The sequence below is a fragment of the Actinomadura meridiana genome (assembly GCF_039537545.1).
In the GTDB taxonomy this organism is placed as follows: domain Bacteria; phylum Actinomycetota; class Actinomycetes; order Streptosporangiales; family Streptosporangiaceae; genus Spirillospora; species Spirillospora meridiana.
This window is the reverse complement of the sequence record NZ_BAABAS010000007.1, coordinates 229,580-246,740: the sequence shown is the minus strand read 5'-3', so window position 1 is coordinate 246,740 and position 17,161 is coordinate 229,580. Positions and strand designations below refer to the sequence as shown.

The following is a 17,161-nucleotide window of genomic DNA, read 5'->3' as shown; positions in this document are numbered from 1 at the left end:
GGACGCATCGTTTCCGCGAACACCCTGCCCGGGTGGCGGCCCCGGCCTCCGTCGATCCGGGGGTGGTCCCCTACACGCCTGTGCCGTACGACCCGACGAACGGGCGTACGGCTACCTGCGCGAGGGAGGCGATGCGCTTGTCGCGCGACGCGAGGGCGTCAGCCCTGGCGCTGCTTGTGGCGCGGGTCAGAGCAGATGACCATGACCCGGCCGTGCCGCCGGATGATCCGGCAGTTCTTGCAGATCTTCTTGACGCTCGGCTTGACCTTCACTGGGTCTCCTAGGGATCAGGGTCACCCCCGCGCAGCCACGCGCGAGGAAGGCAACCCCAGTGGGAGTGACTGGTTCACTTGTAGCGGTAGACGATCCGACCGCGCGTGAGGTCGTAGGGGCTCAGCTCCACAACGACGCGGTCGTCCGGCAGGATCCGGATGTAGTGCATCCGCATCTTGCCGCTGATGTGGGCGAGCACCTTGTGCCCGTTGTCGAGCTCCACCCGGAACATGGCGTTCGGGAGGGACTCGATGACGGTGCCCTCGATCTCGATGGCCCCTTCTTTCTTGGGCATGTCCTCCGCGCTTCGCTGATCGGCTCATTGGACTCGGCCCGGCTCCCGGAGGAGAATCGACCGCAATCCACACCGCGACGCGAGAGGCGTCAGGAAGGGGAATCAGGCGGTCGGCGAAGGGCCGACTAGGGAGTGTACGTCAACCGGGCGTCCGACGCGAAATCAGCGCATGACACGAGTCCGGAGACCGCTCCCGACACCAGCATACATCGCTCGCCCGTTGTACCTTTCCAGGAGAGATACGTTCGAGGAGGATCAGCATGCCGAGCTATGACTTCGCGCTGATCCTCAGCCGTCCCCTCTATGAGGACGAGCTGGATCCCCTGTTCGACCGCACGCACGGCGCCGTCACGGTGTCGATCATCAGCGAGCCCCAGCACGCCGACCGCGCCGGAAACGCCTCCTGCACCTGGGCCGGCCCGACCCTCGCCGCCGCGATCATGGAGGTGGTGGGGCATGTGGAGGGCAGCGCGCCCGACGTGCACGTGCTGCGGGTCGAGGCCGATCCGCTGCTGACGATCCGCGACATCGCCGAGCGGGTCGGGCGCTCGCTCGACTCCGTCCGGCACGCGATCACCGGGGCGCGCGGCGCCGCCGGGTTCCCGTCCTCGGAGATGTCCACCGCGGGCCACCGGCTGTGGCGCTGGTCCAAGGTCGCCGCCTGGTACGGCCTGGACGACCCGCAGCTCGTGGAGGCCAAGCCGACCGTCCAGGCGATCAACGGATGGCTCGCGCTCCGTGACGTCGTGCCCGACGTCGCGCCCGCGGCCGAGGAGGTCACCTCCGCGCTCTCCCTGGTGATCCCGCACGTCGCGTGAGGGCACGGCGGCCGCGGCCGGTGAGGGCGCGGCGCCCGCGGCCGTGCCCCTGCGTGACCGGTGCGGAGCGGAGCGCACGCCCGTGGTCCCCGAGTCGACAGTGCGGGCGGCCGGGCGCGAAGATCGTCCCGGCGCGGTTCCGGGGCGGCGCCTGAACCGAGGTCCGTGATGTGCTTGGGCAAGGGGGAGGATCGATGGCGATCATCGCGCAGCTGAGCGATGTCCACCTGGCGGCCGGTCGGGACGGCGAGGTGGACGACGGCTCGGGCCCGGTGCGCGCGCTGCGGGCGGCCGTGTCGAGCCTGCTGTCGCTGCCCGCGCGGCCCGACGCCGTGGTCATCACCGGCGACCTCGCCGACGGCGGCAGACCCGCCGAGTACGCCCGGCTGCACGCGCTGCTGTCGCCGCTGCCCATGGCCGTGTACCCGATGTGCGGCAACCACGACGACCGGGACGAGATGCGCAAGGTCTTCGACGACCACGCCGTGGTGGCCGAGACGGGCGTCAGTCCGCGCGCCCCCGTGCAGTACGCCGTCGACGTGGCGGGCGTGCGGCTCGTCTGCTGCGACACCACCGTGGACGGGCACGCCCACGGCCACATGAACGAGGAACGCCTCGCGTGGCTCGACCGGACGCTCGCCGCCTCCCCCGACGTCCCGACGATCATCGCGACGCACCATCCGCCGTACCGGACCGGGATGCGGTTCATCGACGACCTGCGCTTCGTCGACCCGACCGGGTTCGCGTCGGTGATCTCACGGCACCCGCAGGTGGTGCGGGTGATCTCCGGGCATGTGCACCGCGCGTCGGTCGGGTCGCTCGCGGGGACCGTCTCCACCACGTGCCCGAGCACGTACCGGCAGCTGTACCTGGACCTGTCCTCGCAGGGCCGCGCGGCCTACACCGGGGAGCCCGCCGGGTTCGCCGTCCACGTCGTCGGCGAGGACGGCTCGGTCACCACGCACTTCGCGCCGACCGGGAACTACCGCCCGCTGATGGACGCGGAATGAGCCGAGCGCGGTAGGCGGGCGACGGCCGGTCAGCCGCGCCGGTCGCCGAAGATCGTCCGGGCGAGCAGGATCACGCCCCACGGGCCCGCCACCCAGATCCACCACGGGTAGACGTCGCCCGACCCCTGCACCAGCAGGACCAGCCAGATCGCGAGGTTGATCGCGCTGACGACGCCCCACGCGCCCCACATCGCGCGCATCCGCTGCACGTCGAGACCGCCCGACGGCCGCCGCGCGGGAGACGCGGTGCTCTTCGCCTGCGTGGCCGGGACGGGTAGCTGGTACAGGTCTTCTTCCGGAAGATCGGCGGTGACCTCCTGGAGCTGCCCCAGGGTCTTCGCCGCGTACACGGTCTCCAGGCGCTCCTGGAGCTCGTCCATCGTGATCCGGCCCTCGGCGCAGTGCTCGCGCAGGCTGGCCGCCGCACGGTCGCGGTCGGCGTCCGAGGCCCGCAGATCAGGGTTCGGCGCCATCGTTCCTCCGCTCGTCAGGACCCCCCGCTCGTCAGGACGAGGTCTCAGGTCTCCGTTCCATTCTGGCCGACGCCGAGCCTGGTGAGCCATGCCTCGCCCTCATCCAGGGCGGTCAGCACGCGGGGGCCGTCCTCCGTCACCGCGAACGTGTGCTCGAAGTGCGCCGACGCGCGGCCGTCGACGGTGACGACCGTCCAGCCGTCGTCCAGCTCGACGGTCTCCTTGGTGCCGAGGTTGACCATCGGCTCGACGGCGAAGCACATCCCCACCTCGAGGACGGGCCCGTGCCCGGCCGCGCCGTGGTTCGGAATGAGCGGGTCCATGTGCATCTCGGTGCCGATGCCGTGGCCTCCGTACCCCTCGACGATGCCGTAGGCGCCCTCAGAGCGAATGTGAGCCTCGATCGCGTGCGACATGTCGGTGAGCCTGGCTCCGGCGACTCCGGCCGCGAGACCGCGCCACAGGGACGCTTCGGTGACCTCCAGGAGCCGTTGCCGCTCCGCGGAGATCTCCCCGACGGGCACGGTGATCGCCGCGTCGCCGTGCCAGCCCTCGACGATCGCGCCGCAGTCGACGGAGATGACGTCGCCGTCCCGCAGGACCTTCCCGGCCCGCGGGATGCCGTGCACGACCTCCTCGTTGACGGACGCGCAGATCGTCCCGGTGAACCCGTAGTAGCCCTTGAAGGACGGGACGCCGCCGTTGTCGCGGATGTGCTGTTCGGCGAGCGCGTCCAGGTCGAGCGTGGTGACGCCGGGCTTCACCGCGTCCCGCAGCAGCTCCAGCGTCCGGCCGACCAGCAGCCCCGCCGCGCGCATCAGCTCGACCTGCTCGGCGGTCTTGACCTGGATGGCGGGCCTGTGCCGTCTGAACATCTCTCCCCTGACCGAGAAGGGCCCGCCAGTCACTGGCGGGCCCGACACTTCTCCGGCGAGCCCGTCGAGCGGGCCCGTTACTTCTCCAGCGGCCGCAGCGCGGTCAGGGCGCGTTTGGTGACGTCTTCGACCGGGCCGGTCGCGTCGATGCCGACGAGGATGTGCTCGTCGGCGTAGAACTGCACCAGCGGCGCCGTGTCGTGCTTGTACACCTCCAGGCGGTGCATGACGACCTCTTTCTTGTCGTCATCGCGCTGGAACAGGTGCCCGCCGCAGTCGTCGCAGATGTCGTCCTGCTTGTCGTCGAAGTCGACGTGCCAGATCCGACCGCACTTGTCGCAGGTCCGGCGGCCCGACAACCGCCGGACGACCTCGTCCTCGTCTACGACCAGCTCCAGGACGATGTCGAGCCGCGCGTCCCACTCGGCGAGGATCTTCTTCAGCGTCTCCGCCTGGGGGACGTTGCGCGGGAACCCGTCCAGCAGGAACCCGTCGCCCGCGTCGTCCTCGCCGAGCCGGTCGCGCACCATCGCGATGGTGACCTCGTCGGGGACGAGATCGCCGCGGTCCATGTACTGCTTGGCCTGCCGGCCGAGCTCGGTGCCGCCGCTCACGTTGGCGCGGAAGATGTCACCTGTCGAGATCTTCGGGATGGACAGATGCGATGCGATGAACTGGGCCTGTGTCCCCTTGCCCGCACCCGGGGGGCCCACCAGGACGATGCGCATCTATCGGAGGAAGCCCTCGTAGTTGCGCTGCTGGAGCTGACTCTCGATCTGCTTCACGGTATCCAGTCCGACGCCGACGATGATGAGGATGCTCGTCCCGCCGAAGGGGAAGTCCTGGCTCGCGTTCAGGAGTGCGAACGCGACCATGGGGATCAGCGACACGAGCCCCAGGTAGAGCGCACCGGGTGTGGTGATCCGGGTCAGCACGAAGTCGAGGTACTCGGCGGTCGGCCGACCAGGACGGATACCTGGGATGAACCCACCATACTTCTTCATGTTGTCGGCTACTTCAGTGGGGTTGAAGGTGATCGCCACGTAGAAGTAGGTGAAGAAGATGATGAAGACGAAGAAGATCGCCATGTGCCAGGCGTTGTCCTGCTGGAGGTACGGCTGGACCTTCTGCAGCCACTTGGTGTTGGGCCACAGCTGGGTCGCCAGTACGGGCAGGTAGAGCAGCGACGACGCGAAGATGATCGGGATGATGCCGGCCTGGTTCACCTTCAGCGGGATGTAGGTCGACGTCCCGCCGTACATGCGGCGGCCGACCATGCGCTTGGCGTACTGGACGGGGATGCGGCGCTGCGCCTGCTCGACGAACACGACACCGGCCATGATCGCCAGGCCGACGAGGATCACGACCGCGAAGACGAAGCCGTTCTTGGCCTTGTAGATGCTCCAGAACTGGGCGGGGAAGACCGCGACGACCTGCGTGAAGATCAGGATCGACATGCCGTTCCCGACGCCGCGGTCGGTGATCAGCTCGCCCAGCCACATGATCACGGTCGTGCCCGCCACCATGCAGCCGACCATCACGATGATCGAGAAAAGGTCCGTCTTGTACAGGACGTCGCCGCTGCCGGAGATCCCCTGGAAGAGCTGACCGGTGCTCGCCATCGCGACGATGCCGGTCGCCTGGAGGATCGCCAATCCGACCGTCAGGTAACGGGTGTACTGCGTGATCTTCGTGGTGCCGGACTGGCCCTCCTTCTTCAGGGCCTCAAGTCGCGGGATCACCACCGTGAGGAGCTGCAGGATGATGCTCGCCGTGATGTACGGCATGATCCCCAGCGCGAAGATCGACAGCTTCAGGAGCGCCCCGCCGCTGAACAGGTCGACAAGGCCGTAGAGCTGGTTGCTGTCCTTGGCCTCGTCGGCGGTCTTCTTCAGCACCTCAACGTTGACGTTCGGCGTCGGGATGATCGATCCCAACCGGAACACAACGATGATGGCCAACGTGAAAAGGAGCTTTTTACGCAGGTCAGGCGTACGGAAAGCCCGAGCGAAAGCGGTTAGCACCATTCCTCCTGCGTGGCTGGCGGGTTCGTGGCCGCCGAAGGGCCGGTTCGAAGTCCATGATTTCGGGCGGAGGATACCGGGTGTGAGGCCGGAGTGTGCAATCTCACGCGGATCACCTTCGCCGGAGTGACTCTAACAGCAGATGTGGGATGCGCCGACGCGCGAGAGGCCGCCCCGCCCGCCCCGGCGGCCTTACGGCCCCGGGCGCTGGGCGAGAGCGGCCCCCGCATCGGATTGTTCTTACAGCTCGTCGGTGGTGCCACCGGCGGCGGCGATCTTCTCCTTGGCGGAACCGGAAAAAGCGTGAGCTTTCACCTGAACCGCGACGGAGATGTCGCCGGTGCCGAGGATCTTGACCGGGCGGCCGCGGCGAACCGCGCCCCTCGCCGCCAGATCGTCCGCCGTGACCTCGCCGCCCTCGGGATAGAGCGCGGCGAGCTTGTCCAGGTTCACGACCTGGTACTCGACCCGGTTCCGGTTCTTGAAGCCCCGCAGCTGCGGCACCCGCCGCACCAGCGGCATCTGGCCACCCTCGAACCCGATGCGGACCGTGCTGCGGGCCTTCGTGCCCTTGGTGCCGCGGCCCGCGGTCTTGCCCTTGGACGCCTCGCCGCGGCCCTTGCGGACCTTGCGACGGTTCGCGCCCGGGGCCGGACGCAGGTCGTGCACCTTCAGCGGCGTGCCCTCGTTCTCGACGGCCGCCTCGGGGGCGTCTTTGGAGAGATCAGCCATGTCAGTCGACCTCCTCGACGGCGACCAGGTGCGCCACCGTCCGGATCATGCCGAGCACCTCGGGGCGGTCCTCGCGGACCACGCTCTGCCCGATCTTGCGCAGACCGAGGGTGCGCAGCGTCTCACGCTGGTTCCGCTTCTCGCTGATCACCGACTTGGTCTGAGTGATCTTGAGCTGGCTCATGACGCGGACGCCTCCGCCCTCGGCTCGCTGCCCGCGGCGCGGGCCCGCAGCATCGCCGCGGGGGCCACGTCCTCGATCGGCAGGCCGCGCTTGGCCGCGATCTCCTCCGGACGCTTCAGCGCCTTCAGACCCGCGATCGTCGCGTGCACGATGTTGATCGCGTTGTCGCTGCCCAGCGACTTGCTCAGCACGTCGTGGATACCGGCGCACTCCAGCACCGCACGCACCGGACCACCGGCGATCACGCCGGTACCGGGGCTCGCCGGACGCAGCAGGACCTCGCCCGCCGCGTCCCGCGCCTGCACCAGGTGCGGGATGGTGCCCTGGATCCGCGGCACCTTGAAGAAGTGCTTCTTGGCCTCTTCGACGCCCTTGGCGATCGCCGCGGGCACCTCCTTGGCCTTGCCGTAGCCGACGCCGACGGTGCCGTTGCCGTCACCGACGATCACCAGGGCGGTGAAGCTGAAGCGCCGACCGCCCTTGACGACCTTGGCGACGCGGTTGATCGCCACGACCTTCTCGATGTACGACTGGCCCTTGTCGGCGCCACCGCGGCGGTCGTCGCGGCGGTCGCGACGGTCGCCACCCTGACCGCCGCCACGCCTCTGCGCTGCCATCAGTGGTTCCTCTCGTTGACCTTGTCGGGGGTGCTCACAGTTCGAGGCCCCCCTCGCGCGCACCGTCCGCGACGGCGGCGATGCGGCCGTGGTACTTGTTGCCGCCGCGGTCGAACACGACCGCGGAGACACCGGCCTGCCTGGCCCGCTCGGCGACGAGCTCGCCGACCCTGCGGGACTTGGCGGTCTTGTCGCCGGAGTCGGCGCGCAGGTCGGCCTCCATCGTGGACGCGTAGGCCAGCGTGTGACCCTTGTCGTCATCGATGACCTGGACGAACACGTGCCGGGTGGAGCGGGTCACGACCAGGCGAGGACGCTCGGCGGTGCCGACGACCTTCTTGCGGACCCGGATGTGCCGGCGCCTGCGGGCCTTGGTCCGCGCCGACGTGCCCCGGCGGGCGAGGGTCTTCGTGCCTGCCATGGTCACTTACCAGCCTTTCCGACATTCGGAAGCGCAGCGGCGGATCTGCTCGCCGTCATCACTTGCCGGCCTTTCCGACCTTGCGGCGGATCTGCTCGCCTTCGTACCGCACGCCCTTGCCCTTGTAGGGGTCGGGCTTACGCAGCTTGCGGATGTTGGCGGCGACCTCGCCGACCTTCTGCTTGTCGATTCCCTCGACGACCAGCTGGGTCGGGCGCTCCACCGTGAACGAGATGCCCTCGGGGGGCTCCACGGTGATCGGGTGGCTGTACCCGAGCGAGAACTCCAGGTTCTTGCCCTTGGCCACCACACGGTAACCGACGCCCTGGATGACCAGGGTCTTCTTGTAGCCGTCGGTCACGCCGACGACCATGTTGTTGATCAGCGTCCGGGTCAGCCCGTGCAGGCCGCGCACCTTGTTGACGTCGTTCGGCCGGGTGACGACGATCTTGCCCTCGTCCCGGCTGACCTCGATCGGGTCGGCCACGGTGAGCGACAGCGTGCCCTTCGGCCCCTTGACGGTGACGTCGCGTCCATCGAGGGTGACCTCGACATTGCCGGGCACGGTGATGGGACTACGTCCAATTCGAGACATCGGTCAGAACCCTCCCCTCACCAGACGTAGGCGAGGACTTCGCCGCCCACGCCGCGCTTGCCCGCCTGCCGGTCGGTCATCAGGCCGGAGGACGTCGAGATGATCGCGACGCCCAGGCCGCCGAGGACCCGCGGCAGGTTGTCCTTCTTCGCGTACACGCGCAGACCCGGCTTCGAAACGCGCTTGATGCCCGCGATCGAACGCTCCCGCGTCGGCCCGAACTTCAGCTCGATCAGCAGGTCCTTGCCGACCTTGGCGTCCTGCACGGTCCAGCCCGAGATGTAGCCCTCCTGCTGGAGGATCTCGGCGATATGCGCCTTGATCTTCGAGTACGGCATCTGCACGGAGTCGTGGTACGCCGAGTTCGCGTTCCGCAGACGAGTCAACATGTCTGCGATCGGGTCGGTCATCGTCATGGCCTACTGGCCCTCCCTCGCCACGGTTTCCTCTGGTTCCTCGATGTCGCGCGCTTCGATGTCGCGCGCCGCCGAGGACCGTGGACCTTTGGCGCGGTCGTGGGCGTCCTGCCGGACGCCCGGTCGGTTCATTACAGGCCGGTCACCGTCCCCGGAGCCGCGCCCCGGGGACGCGGTCACCAGCTGGACTTCGTGATGCCGGGCAGCTCGCCGCGGTGGGCCATCTCCCGGAAGCACACGCGGCACAGGCCGAACTTCCGGTAGACGGAGCGCGGACGCCCGCAGCGCGAGCATCGAGTGTACGCGCGGACGCCGAACTTCGGCTTCCGCGCCGCCTTGGCGATCAGCGACTTCTTCGCCATGCTCGGTCAGCTCTCCTTGAAGGGGAAGCCCAGGTGCCTCAGCAGCGCCCGGCCCTCGTCGTCGGTCTTCGCGGTCGTCACGACCGTGATGTCCATGCCCCGCTGCCGGTCGACCTTGTCCGGGTCGACCTCGTGGAACATGACCTGCTCGGTCAGCCCGAACGTGTAGTTCCCGTTGCCGTCGAACTGCTTCGGCGACAGGCCGCGGAAGTCACGGATACGGGGCAGGGCCGTCGCCAGCAGCCGGTCCAGGAACTCCCACATGCGGTCGCCGCGCAGCGTGGCGTGCGCGCCGATCGGCATGCCCTCGCGCAGCTTGAACTGCGCGATGGACTTGCGGGCCCGGTTCAGGGACGGCTTCTGGCCGGTGATCAGCGACAGGTCGCGGATCGCGCCCTCGATCACCTTGGCGTCCCTGGCGGCCTCGCCGACCCCCATGTTCACCACGATCTTGGTGAGCGTGGGGATCTGCATGACGTTGGCGTAGCCGAAGTCCTCCCGCATCCGCCCCGCGATCTCCTCGCGGTAGCGGACCTTCAGCCGCGGCGGCGGCACGGGACGCGTGTCGGTCTGCGTCTCGGTGACGGTCTCGGTCATCAGTCTCAGATCTCCTTACCGCTGCGCCGCGAGATCCGGACCTTGGTCGTGGTGCCGTCCTCGTCCTCGTCGATGCGGTAACCGACCCTGACCGGCTTGCCGTCCTCCACGATCGCGACGTTGCTGACGTGCAGCGGCGCCTCGACCGTGACCCGGCCGCTCTCCTTGCCGGCGCGCTGCTGGTCGGCCTTGATGTTCTTGGTGATCATGTTGACGCCCTCGACGACGACCCGCTCCTCGCGGGGGATGACGCGCAGGACCTTGCCCGTCGCGCCCTTGTCCTTGCCGGCGAGGACGATCACCTCATCGCCCTTACGGATCTTCATCAGAGCACCTCCGGCGCGAGCGAGATGATGCGCATGAACTTCTTCTCGCGCAGTTCACGGCCCACGGGGCCGAAGATTCGGGTGCCGCGGGGGTCGCCGCCGTCCCTGATGAGCACCGCGGCGTTCTCGTCGAAGCGGATGTAGGAGCCGTCCGGGCGCCGGCGCTCCTTGCGGGTGCGCACGACGACCGCCTTGACGACGTCACCCTTCTTCACGCCCGCGCCGGGAAGGGCGTCCTTCACCGTCGCGACGATGATGTCGCCGACTCCCGCGTAGCGCCGACCCGAGCCGCCGAGAACCCGGATGCAAAGGATCTCCTTCGCACCCGTGTTGTCGGCGACCTTGAGTCGCGACTCCTGCTGGATCACGTCAACTCCTGTTCGTCACACCGGTTCTGCCGCGTTACCTGGCGGCAGCCTGGTGGAACCAGTAATTACTTGGCCTTCTCTAGGATCTCCACGACGCGCCAGCGCTTGGTGGCCGACAGCGGGCGGGTCTCCATGAGACGGACGCGGTCGCCGACGCCGCACTCGTTGGCCTCGTCGTGCGCCTTGTAGTTCTTCGTGCGGCGGATCACCTTGTGGTACTTGGCGTGCTTCACGCGGTCCTCGACGGACACGACCACGGTCTTGTCCATCTTGTCGCTGACCACGAGGCCCTCAAGGATCTTGCGGCTGGTCCGTCGCTCGCTCTGCTCGGTCTGCTCGGTCATTCGCTTTCCTCCGCGGCGTCCTCGACCCTGACGATGCCGAGCTCGCGCTCCTGCATCACCGTGTAGATACGGGCGATCTCGCGCTTGACCTCACGGAGCCGCCCGTGGCTCTCCAGCTGGCCGGTCGCGGCCTGGAAGCGGAGGTTGAACAGCTCCTCCTTGGCCTCCTTGAGCTTGGTGACCAGGACGTCCTGGGGCTCGGTCCGCAGATCATCGGCGGTAAGACCCTTGGCCATCAGGACTCACCCACCTCTCGCTTAACGATCTTGCAGGTCAATGAGCGCAGCATCGGCAGTTTGTGATGCTTGAACATCAGCTCTCACCAACCTCACGCTTAACGATCTTGCACTTCATCGGCAGTTTGTGGATCGCGCGGGTGAGCGCCTCCCGAGCGATCTGCTCGTTCGGGTAGGAGATCTCGAACAGCACGCGGCCCGGCTTCACGTTCGCGATCCACCACTCCACGGAGCCCTTACCGGAACCCATCCGGGTCTCGGCGGGCTTCTTGGTCAGCGGACGGTCCGGGAAGATGTTGATCCAGACCTTGCCACCACGCTTGATGTGCCGCGTCATCGCGATACGAGCGGCCTCGATCTGCCGGTTCGTCACGTACGCGGGCTCAACGGCCTGGATGCCGTACTCGCCGAACGAGACCTTCGTGCCGCCCTTGGCCATGCCGCGGCGCCTCGGGTGGTGCTGCTTGCGATGCTTGGTCTTGCGAGGGATCAGCATGGGTTGTCAGCTCCCCTCACCCTGCGGAGCAGCCTCGGCCGACGGCGCCGGCTGCTCGGAACCCTGCTGCTGCTTCTGCTCGCCGCCACCACCGCGGCCGCCGCGCTCGCCGCCGCCGCCGCGCTCGCCGCCACGGCCACCGCGACCGCCGCGGCCTCCGCCACGACGCTCGCCGCCGCCACCGCGGCGCTCACGGCCACCGCCGCCGCCCGCGGCGCGCTGCTGCGCTGCCTTCTGCTCGCGCTCGGCGCGCGTCGCCGCGGCCTCGCCCTTGTAGATCCACACCTTGACGCCGATGCGGCCGAACGTCGTCCGGGCCTCGTAGAAGCCGTAGTCGATGTCGGCGCGCAGCGTGTGCAGCGGGACCTGGCCCTCGCGGTAGAACTCCGACCGCGACATCTCGGCGCCGCCGAGGCGGCCGCCGCACTGGACCTTGATGCCCTTGGCGCCCGACTTCATCGCCGACTGGATCGCCTTGCGCATGGCGCGCCGGAACGCGACACGGCTCGACAGCTGCTCGGCCACGCCCTGCGCGACGAGCTGCGCGTCGATCTCGGGGTTCTTGACCTCGAGGATGTTCAGCCGGACCTGCTTGCCGGTCAGCTTCTCCAGGTCGCCGCGCAGGCGCTCGGCCTCCGCGCCGCGGCGGCCGATGACGATGCCCGGCCGGGCGGTGTGGATGTTGACCTCGACACGGTCACGGGTCCGCTCGATCTCCACCTTGGAGATGCCCGCCCGGTCCATGCCCTTCTGCAGCATGCGCCGGATCTGGACGTCTTCCTTGACGTAGTCCTTGTAGAGCTTGTCGGCGAACCACACGCTCTTGTGGTCGGTGGTGATGCCGAGCCGGAACCCGTGCGGGTTGATCTTCTGACCCACTACCGGGCCCTCCTCGTCTTCCTGCCACCGCCGGACGCGCCGCCGGAGGACGCGGTCTCCCGCGACTCGACGACGACGGTGATGTGGCTCGTGCGCTTGTTGATGCGGTAAGCCCGGCCCTGGGCGCGGGGACGGAAACGCTTCAGCGTCGGCCCCTCGTCCACGAACGCCCGGCTCACGACGAGCGTGTCGGTGTCGAGCTTGAAGTTGTGCTCGGCGTTGGCGATGGCGCTCGCCAGCACCTTGCCCACCGGCTCACTCGCGGCCTGGGGGGCGAACCGCAGCACCGCCTGAGCCTCCGCGGCGGGCAGGCCGCGGATGAGGTCCACCACGCGGCGGGCCTTCCTGGGCGTGACGCGGATGAACCGCGCCTGGGCCCTGGCTTCCATCGCTGTTCCTCTCTCCTACGATCCCTGGGCCCGCTCAGCCGCGACGGCTGCGGCGGTCTTCCTTGACATGGCTGCGGAACGTGCGCGTCGGCGAGAACTCGCCGAGCTTGTGCCCCACCATGGAGTCGGTGATGAACACGGGGACGTGCTTGCGGCCGTCGTGCACGGCGATCGTGTGACCGATCATGTCCGGCACGATCATGGAGCGCCGCGACCACGTCTTGATGACGTTCTTGGTGCCCTTCTCGTTCTGGGCGTCCACCTTCTTCATCAGGTGGTCGTCCACGAACGGGCCCTTCTTAAGGCTACGTGGCATGACGAGCGACTCCTACCGCTTCTTCTTGCTGCGACGACGGACGATCAGCCGGTCGCTCGGCTTGTTCGCCTTGCGGGTGCGGCCTTCCTTCTTACCGGCGGGGTTCACCGGGTGCCGACCACCGGAGGTCTTGCCCTCACCACCACCGTGCGGGTGGTCGATCGGGTTCATGGCCACACCGCGGACGGTCGGGCGCTTGCCCTTCCACCGCATGCGTCCGGCCTTGCCCCAGTTGATGTTCGACTGCTCGGCGTTGCCGACCTCGCCGACCGTCGCGCGGCACCGCACGTCCACCATCCGCATCTCGCCGGACGGCATCCGCAGCGTGGCGTACTTGCCCTCCTTGGCCAGCAGTTGGACGCCCGCGCCCGCGCTGCGAGCGATCTTGGCGCCGCCGCCGGGCCGGAGCTCGATGGCGTGCACGACGGTGCCCGTCGGGACGTTGCGCAGCGGCAGGCAGTTGCCCGGCTTGATGTCGGCGCCCGGACCGTTCTCCACCCGGTCGCCCTGCTTCAGGCCGCGGGGGGCGAGGATGTAGCGCTTCTCGCCGTCCACGTAGTGCAGCAGCGCGATCCGCGCGGTGCGGTTCGGGTCGTACTCGATGTGCGCGACCTTGGCCGGGACGCCGTCCTTGTCGTGCCGACGGAAGTCGATCACGCGGTAGGCGCGCTTGTGACCGCCGCCCTGGTGCCTGGTGGTGATGCGGCCGTGGTTGTTGCGGCCGCCCTTCTTCGGCAGCGGACGCAGCAGCGACTTCTCGGGCGTGGTCCGCGTGATCTCGACGAAGTCGGACACGCTGGAGCCGCGACGGCCCGGAGTGGTCGGCTTGTAGTTACGGATGCCCATCTCGTTCGTTCATCCCTTGTCCGTCTTCAGCAGGGCCCCGGCGTGTTACGCCGGACCGCCGAAGATGTCGATGCGGTCGCCCTCGGCGAGGCTCACGATCGCGCGCTTGGTGTCCTTGCGCTTGCCGTAGCCGAACCGGGTGCGCTTGCGCTTGCCCTGCCGGTTGAGCGTGTTCACGCTCGTCACCTTGACGTCGAACACCGCCTCGACCGCCTGCTTGATCTGCGTCTTGTTGGCGTCGGTGCGGACGACGAACGTGTACTTGTTCTCGTCCAGCAGCCCGTAGCTCTTCTCCGAGACGACCGGCGCGATGATGATGTCGCGGGGGTCAGCGATCTTGTTCATGTGCGACCCTCCTACTTCTTCGCCGTACGCGAGATGAACTCGTCGTACGCCGCCTTCGTGAAGACGACGACGTCGTTCACCAGCACGTCATAGGTGTTGAGCTGGTCGGAGACGAGCAGGTGGACGCTCGCCTCGTTGCGCAGGCTCTTCCAGGTCACCTCGTCCTCCCGGTCCAGGACGACGAGGACGCGCTTGGCATCGGTCACCTCGCGAAGAGCGGCGAGCGCCGTCTTCGTCTTCGGCGCGTCACCCTCGATGAGGTGGTCGACCACGTGCACCCGGTCGAACCGGGCGCGGTCGGACAGGGCGCCGCGCAGCGCCGCCGCCTTCATCTTCTTGGGCGTCTTCTGCGAGTAGTCGCGCTGCTGGGGGCCGTGGACGACGCCGCCGCCGGCGAACTGGGGCGCGCGGGTCGAGCCCTGACGGGCGCGACCGGTGCCCTTCTGCCGGTACGGCTTGCGGCCGCCGCCGCGCACGTCGCCGCGCGTCTTGGTGGCGTGGGTGCCCTGCCGCGCCGCCGCCTGCTGGGCCACCACGACCTGGTGGATCAGCGGGACGTTGGTCTTCGCGTCGAAGACCTCGGCGGGCAGGTCGATGTCGAGTTTCGTCGTCACTTGCCCGTCCCCTTCGTTGCGTCGCGGACCAGCACCACGCCGCCGTTGGGGCCGGGAACGGCGCCCTTGATGAGCAGCAGGCCCTTCTCGGCGTCGATGGCGTGGACGGTCAGGTTCTGCACGGTGGTACGGGTGTTGCCGTGCCGTCCCGCCATGCGGAGGCCCTTGAAGACGCGACCGGGGGTCGCGCAGCCGCCGATCGAACCCGGGGAGCGGTGCTTGCGCTGGGTGCCGTGGGAAGCGCTGAGGCCCTTGAAGCCGTGACGCTTCATGACGCCGGCCGTGCCCTTGCCCTTGCTGGTGCCGGTGACGTCGATTCTCTGACCGGCTTCGAAGACGTCGGCGGTGATCTCCTGGCCGAGTTCGTACCCGGTGGTGTCGTCTGCCCGCAGTTCGACGAGGTAGCGGCGCGGCGTGACGCCGGCCTTCTCGAAGTGACCCGTGCGCGGCTTGTTCACCTTGCGCGGGTCGATCTGCCCGAACCCGATCTGGACGGCGGTGTAGCCGTCGTTCTCCTGGGTCTTGAGCTGGGTGACGACACACGGCCCGGCCTGGACGACGGTCACCGGAACGATCCGGCCCTCATCGTCGAAGACCTGGGTCATGCCGAGCTTCTCGCCCAGGACGCCCTTCCTCTGCGTACTCATGTCGGTGCGTCCCTCAGAGCTTGATCTCGATGTCAACGCCGGCCGGAAGGTCGAGTCGCATCAGCGAGTCGACCGTCTTGGGCGTCGGGTCGATGATGTCGATCAACCGCTTGTGCGTGCGCATCTCGAAGTGCTCGCGGCTGTCCTTGTACTTGTGCGGCGAGCGGATGACGCAGTACACGTTCTTCTCGGTCGGCAGCGGCACCGGGCCCGCGACCTTGGCGCCCGTCCGCGTCACCGTCTCAACGATCTTCTTCGCGGAGGTGTCGATGACCTCGTGGTCGTAGGCCTTGAGCCGGATGCGGATCTTCTGTCCCGCCATGGTGGCCTCGGTGTCCTTTGCTGTAGTGCCGCTGGTTACTTCACTGGTCGTGACGCGGCGGCCCGATCGCCGGTGTCCGACGGCCGGGCCGCCGCGTCACGGAGGGTGTTACTTGATGACCTTGGTGACGCGGCCCGCGCCGACGGTCCGTCCACCCTCGCGGATGGCGAACTTCAGGCCCTCCTCCATGGCGACGGGCTGGATCAGCTCGACGCGCATCTCGGTGTTGTCGCCCGGCATGACCATCTCGGTGCCCTCGGGGAGGTACACCACGCCGGTGACGTCCGTGGTCCGGAAGTAGAACTGCGGACGGTAGTTGTTGAAGAACGGCGTGTGGCGGCCGCCCTCGTCCTTGGACAGGATGTAGACCTGCGCCTCGAACTCGGTGTGCGGGGTGTTGGTGCCCGGCTTGATGACACACTGGCCGCGCTCCACCTCCTCGCGCTTGATGCCGCGCAGGAGCAGGCCGACGTTGTCGCCCGCCTGGCCCTGGTCGAGGAGCTTGCGGAACATCTCGACACCGGTGACGGTGGTTGTCGTCGACTCCGGCTTGATGCCGATGATGTCGACGGTCTCGTTGACGTTGATGACACCGCGCTCGATGCGGCCGGTCACGACGGTGCCGCGGCCGGTGATCGTGAAGACGTCCTCGATCGGCATGAGGAACGGCTTCTGGATGTCGCGCACCGGCTCCGGCACGTTCTGGTCGACGGCGTCCATCAGCTCGGAGATCGACTTGGACCACTTCTCGTCGCCCTGGAGCGCCTGGAAGGCGGAGACGCGGATGACCGGAAGGTCGTCGCCCGGGAACTCGTACTCGGTGAGCAGCTCGCGGACCTCGAGCTCGACGAGCTCCAGGATCTCCTCGTCGTCCACCATGTCGCACTTGTTCAGCGCGACGACGATGTAGGGAACGCCGACCTGGCGGGCCAGGAGCACGTGCTCCTTGGTCTGCGGCATCGGGCCGTCGGTGGCGGCGACCACCAGGATGGCGCCGTCCATCTGCGCCGCACCGGTGATCATGTTCTTGATGTAGTCCGCGTGGCCCGGGCAGTCCACGTGAGCGTAGTGCCGGGCCTCGGTCTGGTACTCCACGTGCGCGATCGAGATCGTGATGCCGCGCTCGCGCTCCTCCGGCGCCTTGTCGATGTCCTCGAACGGCGTGAAGGGGTTGAGGTCCGGGTACTTGTCGTGAAGCACCTTGGTGATCGCCGCGGTAAGCGTGGTCTTACCGTGGTCGATGTGTCCAATGGTGCCGATGTTCACGTGCGGCTTCGTCCGCTCGAACTTGGCCTTCGCCACTGGCTTGCTCCTTGCTTGCGATCCTCGGCCGTTGGACGA

30 protein-coding genes are annotated in these 17,161 nt (G+C 68.2%); 2 read left to right on the top strand and 28 right to left on the bottom strand.

What is annotated here, in order from left to right; genetic code table 11:
• Window positions 1-158 precede the first annotated feature (158 nt).
• Both rpmJ and infA read right to left on the bottom strand, forming a co-directional pair.
• Window positions 159-272 carry a 50S ribosomal protein L36 gene (rpmJ, locus tag ABD808_RS19195; RefSeq protein WP_131963138.1) on the bottom strand — a complete coding sequence of 38 codons (114 nt, stop codon included), beginning with the start codon at window positions 270-272 and terminating at the stop codon, window positions 159-161.
• A gap of 74 nt (window positions 273-346) precedes the next feature.
• On the bottom strand, window positions 347-568 hold the full coding sequence (infA, locus tag ABD808_RS19190) for a translation initiation factor IF-1 (protein ID WP_018657567.1): 222 nt from the start codon (window positions 566-568) through the stop codon (window positions 347-349).
• A 260-nt stretch (window positions 569-828) separates the two neighbouring features.
• Here infA and ABD808_RS19185 point away from each other — a divergent pair, with 260 nt between their 5' ends.
• Both ABD808_RS19185 and ABD808_RS19180 read left to right on the top strand, forming a co-directional pair.
• Window positions 829-1,386 (top strand): hypothetical protein, encoded by a 558-nt coding sequence (locus tag ABD808_RS19185; protein WP_344898505.1) that lies wholly within the window; start codon window positions 829-831, stop codon window positions 1,384-1,386.
• Window positions 1,387-1,580: 194 nt separating this feature from the next.
• Window positions 1,581-2,396, top strand: a complete 816-nt coding sequence (locus ABD808_RS19180; protein WP_344898502.1) for a phosphodiesterase — start codon at window positions 1,581-1,583, stop codon at window positions 2,394-2,396.
• 29 nt (window positions 2,397-2,425) lie between these two features.
• Here ABD808_RS19180 and ABD808_RS19175 read toward each other — a convergent pair whose 3' ends face one another.
• The 26 genes from ABD808_RS19175 to tuf form a co-directional block, all read right to left on the bottom strand.
• Entirely contained in the window at window positions 2,426-2,869 is a 444-nt protein-coding gene (locus ABD808_RS19175; RefSeq protein WP_344898500.1) for a DUF1707 SHOCT-like domain-containing protein, read from the bottom strand.
• Window positions 2,870-2,913: 44 nt separating this feature from the next.
• Entirely contained in the window at window positions 2,914-3,744 is an 831-nt protein-coding gene (gene map / locus ABD808_RS19170; protein ID WP_344898498.1) for a type I methionyl aminopeptidase, read from the bottom strand.
• A 77-nt stretch (window positions 3,745-3,821) separates the two neighbouring features.
• Window positions 3,822-4,472 carry an adenylate kinase gene (locus ABD808_RS19165; RefSeq protein WP_344898496.1) on the bottom strand — a complete coding sequence of 217 codons (651 nt, stop codon included), beginning with the start codon at window positions 4,470-4,472 and terminating at the stop codon, window positions 3,822-3,824.
• Window positions 4,473-5,771, bottom strand: a complete 1,299-nt coding sequence (gene secY, locus ABD808_RS19160; RefSeq protein ID WP_425548946.1) for a preprotein translocase subunit SecY — start codon at window positions 5,769-5,771, stop codon at window positions 4,473-4,475. It abuts the gene before it with no gap.
• 237 nt (window positions 5,772-6,008) lie between these two features.
• Window positions 6,009-6,500 carry a 50S ribosomal protein L15 gene (rplO, locus tag ABD808_RS19155; RefSeq protein ID WP_344898494.1) on the bottom strand — a complete coding sequence of 164 codons (492 nt, stop codon included), beginning with the start codon at window positions 6,498-6,500 and terminating at the stop codon, window positions 6,009-6,011.
• Window position 6,501: 1 nt separating this feature from the next.
• Window positions 6,502-6,684 carry a 50S ribosomal protein L30 gene (rpmD, locus tag ABD808_RS19150; RefSeq protein ID WP_344898492.1) on the bottom strand — a complete coding sequence of 61 codons (183 nt, stop codon included), beginning with the start codon at window positions 6,682-6,684 and terminating at the stop codon, window positions 6,502-6,504.
• On the bottom strand, window positions 6,681-7,301 hold the full coding sequence (gene rpsE, locus ABD808_RS19145; protein WP_425548945.1) for a 30S ribosomal protein S5: 621 nt from the start codon (window positions 7,299-7,301) through the stop codon (window positions 6,681-6,683). Before rpsE ends, rpmD begins: the two co-directional genes overlap by 4 nt.
• A gap of 34 nt (window positions 7,302-7,335) precedes the next feature.
• Window positions 7,336-7,722 (bottom strand): 50S ribosomal protein L18, encoded by a 387-nt coding sequence (rplR, locus tag ABD808_RS19140; protein ID WP_344898490.1) that lies wholly within the window; start codon window positions 7,720-7,722, stop codon window positions 7,336-7,338.
• Between the two features lie 58 nt (window positions 7,723-7,780).
• Entirely contained in the window at window positions 7,781-8,317 is a 537-nt protein-coding gene (gene rplF, locus ABD808_RS19135) for a 50S ribosomal protein L6 (RefSeq protein WP_344898488.1), read from the bottom strand.
• 17 nt (window positions 8,318-8,334) lie between these two features.
• Window positions 8,335-8,733: a 30S ribosomal protein S8 gene (gene rpsH, locus ABD808_RS19130; RefSeq protein WP_344898486.1), complete on the bottom strand. Its 399-nt coding sequence runs from the start codon at window positions 8,731-8,733 to the stop codon at window positions 8,335-8,337.
• Window positions 8,734-8,909: 176 nt separating this feature from the next.
• On the bottom strand, window positions 8,910-9,095 hold the full coding sequence (locus tag ABD808_RS19125) for a type Z 30S ribosomal protein S14 (RefSeq protein WP_018657585.1): 186 nt from the start codon (window positions 9,093-9,095) through the stop codon (window positions 8,910-8,912).
• A gap of 6 nt (window positions 9,096-9,101) precedes the next feature.
• Window positions 9,102-9,692, bottom strand: coding sequence for a 50S ribosomal protein L5 (gene rplE, locus ABD808_RS19120; protein ID WP_344898484.1), 591 nt, complete (start codon window positions 9,690-9,692; stop codon window positions 9,102-9,104).
• 5 nt (window positions 9,693-9,697) lie between these two features.
• Window positions 9,698-10,018: a 50S ribosomal protein L24 gene (rplX, locus tag ABD808_RS19115; RefSeq protein WP_344898482.1), complete on the bottom strand. Its 321-nt coding sequence runs from the start codon at window positions 10,016-10,018 to the stop codon at window positions 9,698-9,700.
• A complete protein-coding gene (gene rplN, locus ABD808_RS19110) occupies window positions 10,018-10,386 on the bottom strand; it encodes a 50S ribosomal protein L14 (RefSeq protein ID WP_067629407.1) in 369 nt (122 codons plus the stop codon). Before rplN ends, rplX begins: the two co-directional genes overlap by 1 nt.
• Before the next feature lie 65 nt (window positions 10,387-10,451).
• On the bottom strand, window positions 10,452-10,730 hold the full coding sequence (gene rpsQ / locus ABD808_RS19105) for a 30S ribosomal protein S17 (protein ID WP_344898479.1): 279 nt from the start codon (window positions 10,728-10,730) through the stop codon (window positions 10,452-10,454).
• Entirely contained in the window at window positions 10,727-10,966 is a 240-nt protein-coding gene (rpmC, locus tag ABD808_RS19100; RefSeq protein ID WP_344898477.1) for a 50S ribosomal protein L29, read from the bottom strand. The genes rpsQ and rpmC overlap by 4 nt, the downstream gene beginning before the upstream one ends.
• A 76-nt stretch (window positions 10,967-11,042) precedes the next feature.
• Entirely contained in the window at window positions 11,043-11,462 is a 420-nt protein-coding gene (gene rplP, locus ABD808_RS19095) for a 50S ribosomal protein L16 (protein ID WP_344898475.1), read from the bottom strand.
• Between the two features lie 6 nt (window positions 11,463-11,468).
• Complete coding sequence (gene rpsC / locus ABD808_RS19090) at window positions 11,469-12,341, bottom strand: 30S ribosomal protein S3 (protein WP_344898473.1); 873 nt, start codon at window positions 12,339-12,341, stop codon at window positions 11,469-11,471.
• Entirely contained in the window at window positions 12,341-12,730 is a 390-nt protein-coding gene (gene rplV, locus ABD808_RS19085; RefSeq protein WP_344898471.1) for a 50S ribosomal protein L22, read from the bottom strand. Before rplV ends, rpsC begins: the two co-directional genes overlap by 1 nt.
• A gap of 34 nt (window positions 12,731-12,764) precedes the next feature.
• The gene (gene rpsS / locus ABD808_RS19080) at window positions 12,765-13,046 is read right to left on the bottom strand and encodes a 30S ribosomal protein S19 (protein ID WP_344898469.1); all 282 of its coding nucleotides are present in this window, start codon (window positions 13,044-13,046) and stop codon (window positions 12,765-12,767) included.
• Window positions 13,047-13,058: 12 nt separating this feature from the next.
• Window positions 13,059-13,892 carry a 50S ribosomal protein L2 gene (gene rplB / locus ABD808_RS19075; RefSeq protein WP_344898468.1) on the bottom strand — a complete coding sequence of 278 codons (834 nt, stop codon included), beginning with the start codon at window positions 13,890-13,892 and terminating at the stop codon, window positions 13,059-13,061.
• A 45-nt stretch (window positions 13,893-13,937) separates the two neighbouring features.
• Window positions 13,938-14,237, bottom strand: coding sequence for a 50S ribosomal protein L23 (rplW, locus tag ABD808_RS19070; RefSeq protein ID WP_344898467.1), 300 nt, complete (start codon window positions 14,235-14,237; stop codon window positions 13,938-13,940).
• Window positions 14,238-14,248: 11 nt separating this feature from the next.
• Window positions 14,249-14,851 carry a 50S ribosomal protein L4 gene (rplD, locus tag ABD808_RS19065; RefSeq protein WP_344898465.1) on the bottom strand — a complete coding sequence of 201 codons (603 nt, stop codon included), beginning with the start codon at window positions 14,849-14,851 and terminating at the stop codon, window positions 14,249-14,251.
• The gene (gene rplC / locus ABD808_RS19060; protein ID WP_344898463.1) at window positions 14,848-15,498 is read right to left on the bottom strand and encodes a 50S ribosomal protein L3; all 651 of its coding nucleotides are present in this window, start codon (window positions 15,496-15,498) and stop codon (window positions 14,848-14,850) included. The genes rplD and rplC overlap by 4 nt, the downstream gene beginning before the upstream one ends.
• A 13-nt stretch (window positions 15,499-15,511) precedes the next feature.
• Entirely contained in the window at window positions 15,512-15,820 is a 309-nt protein-coding gene (gene rpsJ, locus ABD808_RS19055) for a 30S ribosomal protein S10 (RefSeq protein WP_018657599.1), read from the bottom strand.
• Between the two features lie 108 nt (window positions 15,821-15,928).
• Window positions 15,929-17,122, bottom strand: coding sequence for an elongation factor Tu (tuf, locus tag ABD808_RS19050; protein ID WP_344898460.1), 1,194 nt, complete (start codon window positions 17,120-17,122; stop codon window positions 15,929-15,931).
• Window positions 17,123-17,161: the final 39 nt, after the last annotated feature.

Coding starts and splice junctions, on each gene's coding strand:
- infA (WP_018657567.1), bottom strand. CDS start 568: ATGCCCAAGAAAGAAGGGGCCATCGAGATCGAGGGCACCGTCATCGAG.
- ABD808_RS19185 (WP_344898505.1), top strand. CDS start 829: ATGCCGAGCTATGACTTCGCGCTGATCCTCAGCCGTCCCCTCTATGAG.
- ABD808_RS19180 (WP_344898502.1), top strand. CDS start 1,581: ATGGCGATCATCGCGCAGCTGAGCGATGTCCACCTGGCGGCCGGTCGG.
- ABD808_RS19175 (WP_344898500.1), bottom strand. CDS start 2,869: ATGGCGCCGAACCCTGATCTGCGGGCCTCGGACGCCGACCGCGACCGT.
- map (WP_344898498.1), bottom strand. CDS start 3,744: ATGTTCAGACGGCACAGGCCCGCCATCCAGGTCAAGACCGCCGAGCAG.
- ABD808_RS19165 (WP_344898496.1), bottom strand. CDS start 4,472: ATGCGCATCGTCCTGGTGGGCCCCCCGGGTGCGGGCAAGGGGACACAG.
- secY (WP_425548946.1), bottom strand. CDS start 5,771: ATGGTGCTAACCGCTTTCGCTCGGGCTTTCCGTACGCCTGACCTGCGT.
- rplO (WP_344898494.1), bottom strand. CDS start 6,500: ATGGCTGATCTCTCCAAAGACGCCCCCGAGGCGGCCGTCGAGAACGAG.
- rpmD (WP_344898492.1), bottom strand. CDS start 6,684: ATGAGCCAGCTCAAGATCACTCAGACCAAGTCGGTGATCAGCGAGAAG.
- rpsE (WP_425548945.1), bottom strand. CDS start 7,301: ATGGCAGCGCAGAGGCGTGGCGGCGGTCAGGGTGGCGACCGTCGCGAC.
- rplR (WP_344898490.1), bottom strand. CDS start 7,722: ATGGCAGGCACGAAGACCCTCGCCCGCCGGGGCACGTCGGCGCGGACC.
- rplF (WP_344898488.1), bottom strand. CDS start 8,317: ATGTCTCGAATTGGACGTAGTCCCATCACCGTGCCCGGCAATGTCGAG.
- rpsH (WP_344898486.1), bottom strand. CDS start 8,733: ATGACGATGACCGACCCGATCGCAGACATGTTGACTCGTCTGCGGAAC.
- ABD808_RS19125 (WP_018657585.1), bottom strand. CDS start 9,095: ATGGCGAAGAAGTCGCTGATCGCCAAGGCGGCGCGGAAGCCGAAGTTC.
- rplE (WP_344898484.1), bottom strand. CDS start 9,692: ATGACCGAGACCGTCACCGAGACGCAGACCGACACGCGTCCCGTGCCG.
- rplX (WP_344898482.1), bottom strand. CDS start 10,018: ATGAAGATCCGTAAGGGCGATGAGGTGATCGTCCTCGCCGGCAAGGAC.
- rpsQ (WP_344898479.1), bottom strand. CDS start 10,730: ATGACCGAGCAGACCGAGCAGAGCGAGCGACGGACCAGCCGCAAGATC.
- rpmC (WP_344898477.1), bottom strand. CDS start 10,966: ATGGCCAAGGGTCTTACCGCCGATGATCTGCGGACCGAGCCCCAGGAC.
- rplP (WP_344898475.1), bottom strand. CDS start 11,462: ATGCTGATCCCTCGCAAGACCAAGCATCGCAAGCAGCACCACCCGAGG.
- rplV (WP_344898471.1), bottom strand. CDS start 12,730: ATGGAAGCCAGGGCCCAGGCGCGGTTCATCCGCGTCACGCCCAGGAAG.
- rpsS (WP_344898469.1), bottom strand. CDS start 13,046: ATGCCACGTAGCCTTAAGAAGGGCCCGTTCGTGGACGACCACCTGATG.
- rplB (WP_344898468.1), bottom strand. CDS start 13,892: ATGGGCATCCGTAACTACAAGCCGACCACTCCGGGCCGTCGCGGCTCC.
- rplW (WP_344898467.1), bottom strand. CDS start 14,237: ATGAACAAGATCGCTGACCCCCGCGACATCATCATCGCGCCGGTCGTC.
- rplC (WP_344898463.1), bottom strand. CDS start 15,498: ATGAGTACGCAGAGGAAGGGCGTCCTGGGCGAGAAGCTCGGCATGACC.
- rpsJ (WP_018657599.1), bottom strand. CDS start 15,820: ATGGCGGGACAGAAGATCCGCATCCGGCTCAAGGCCTACGACCACGAG.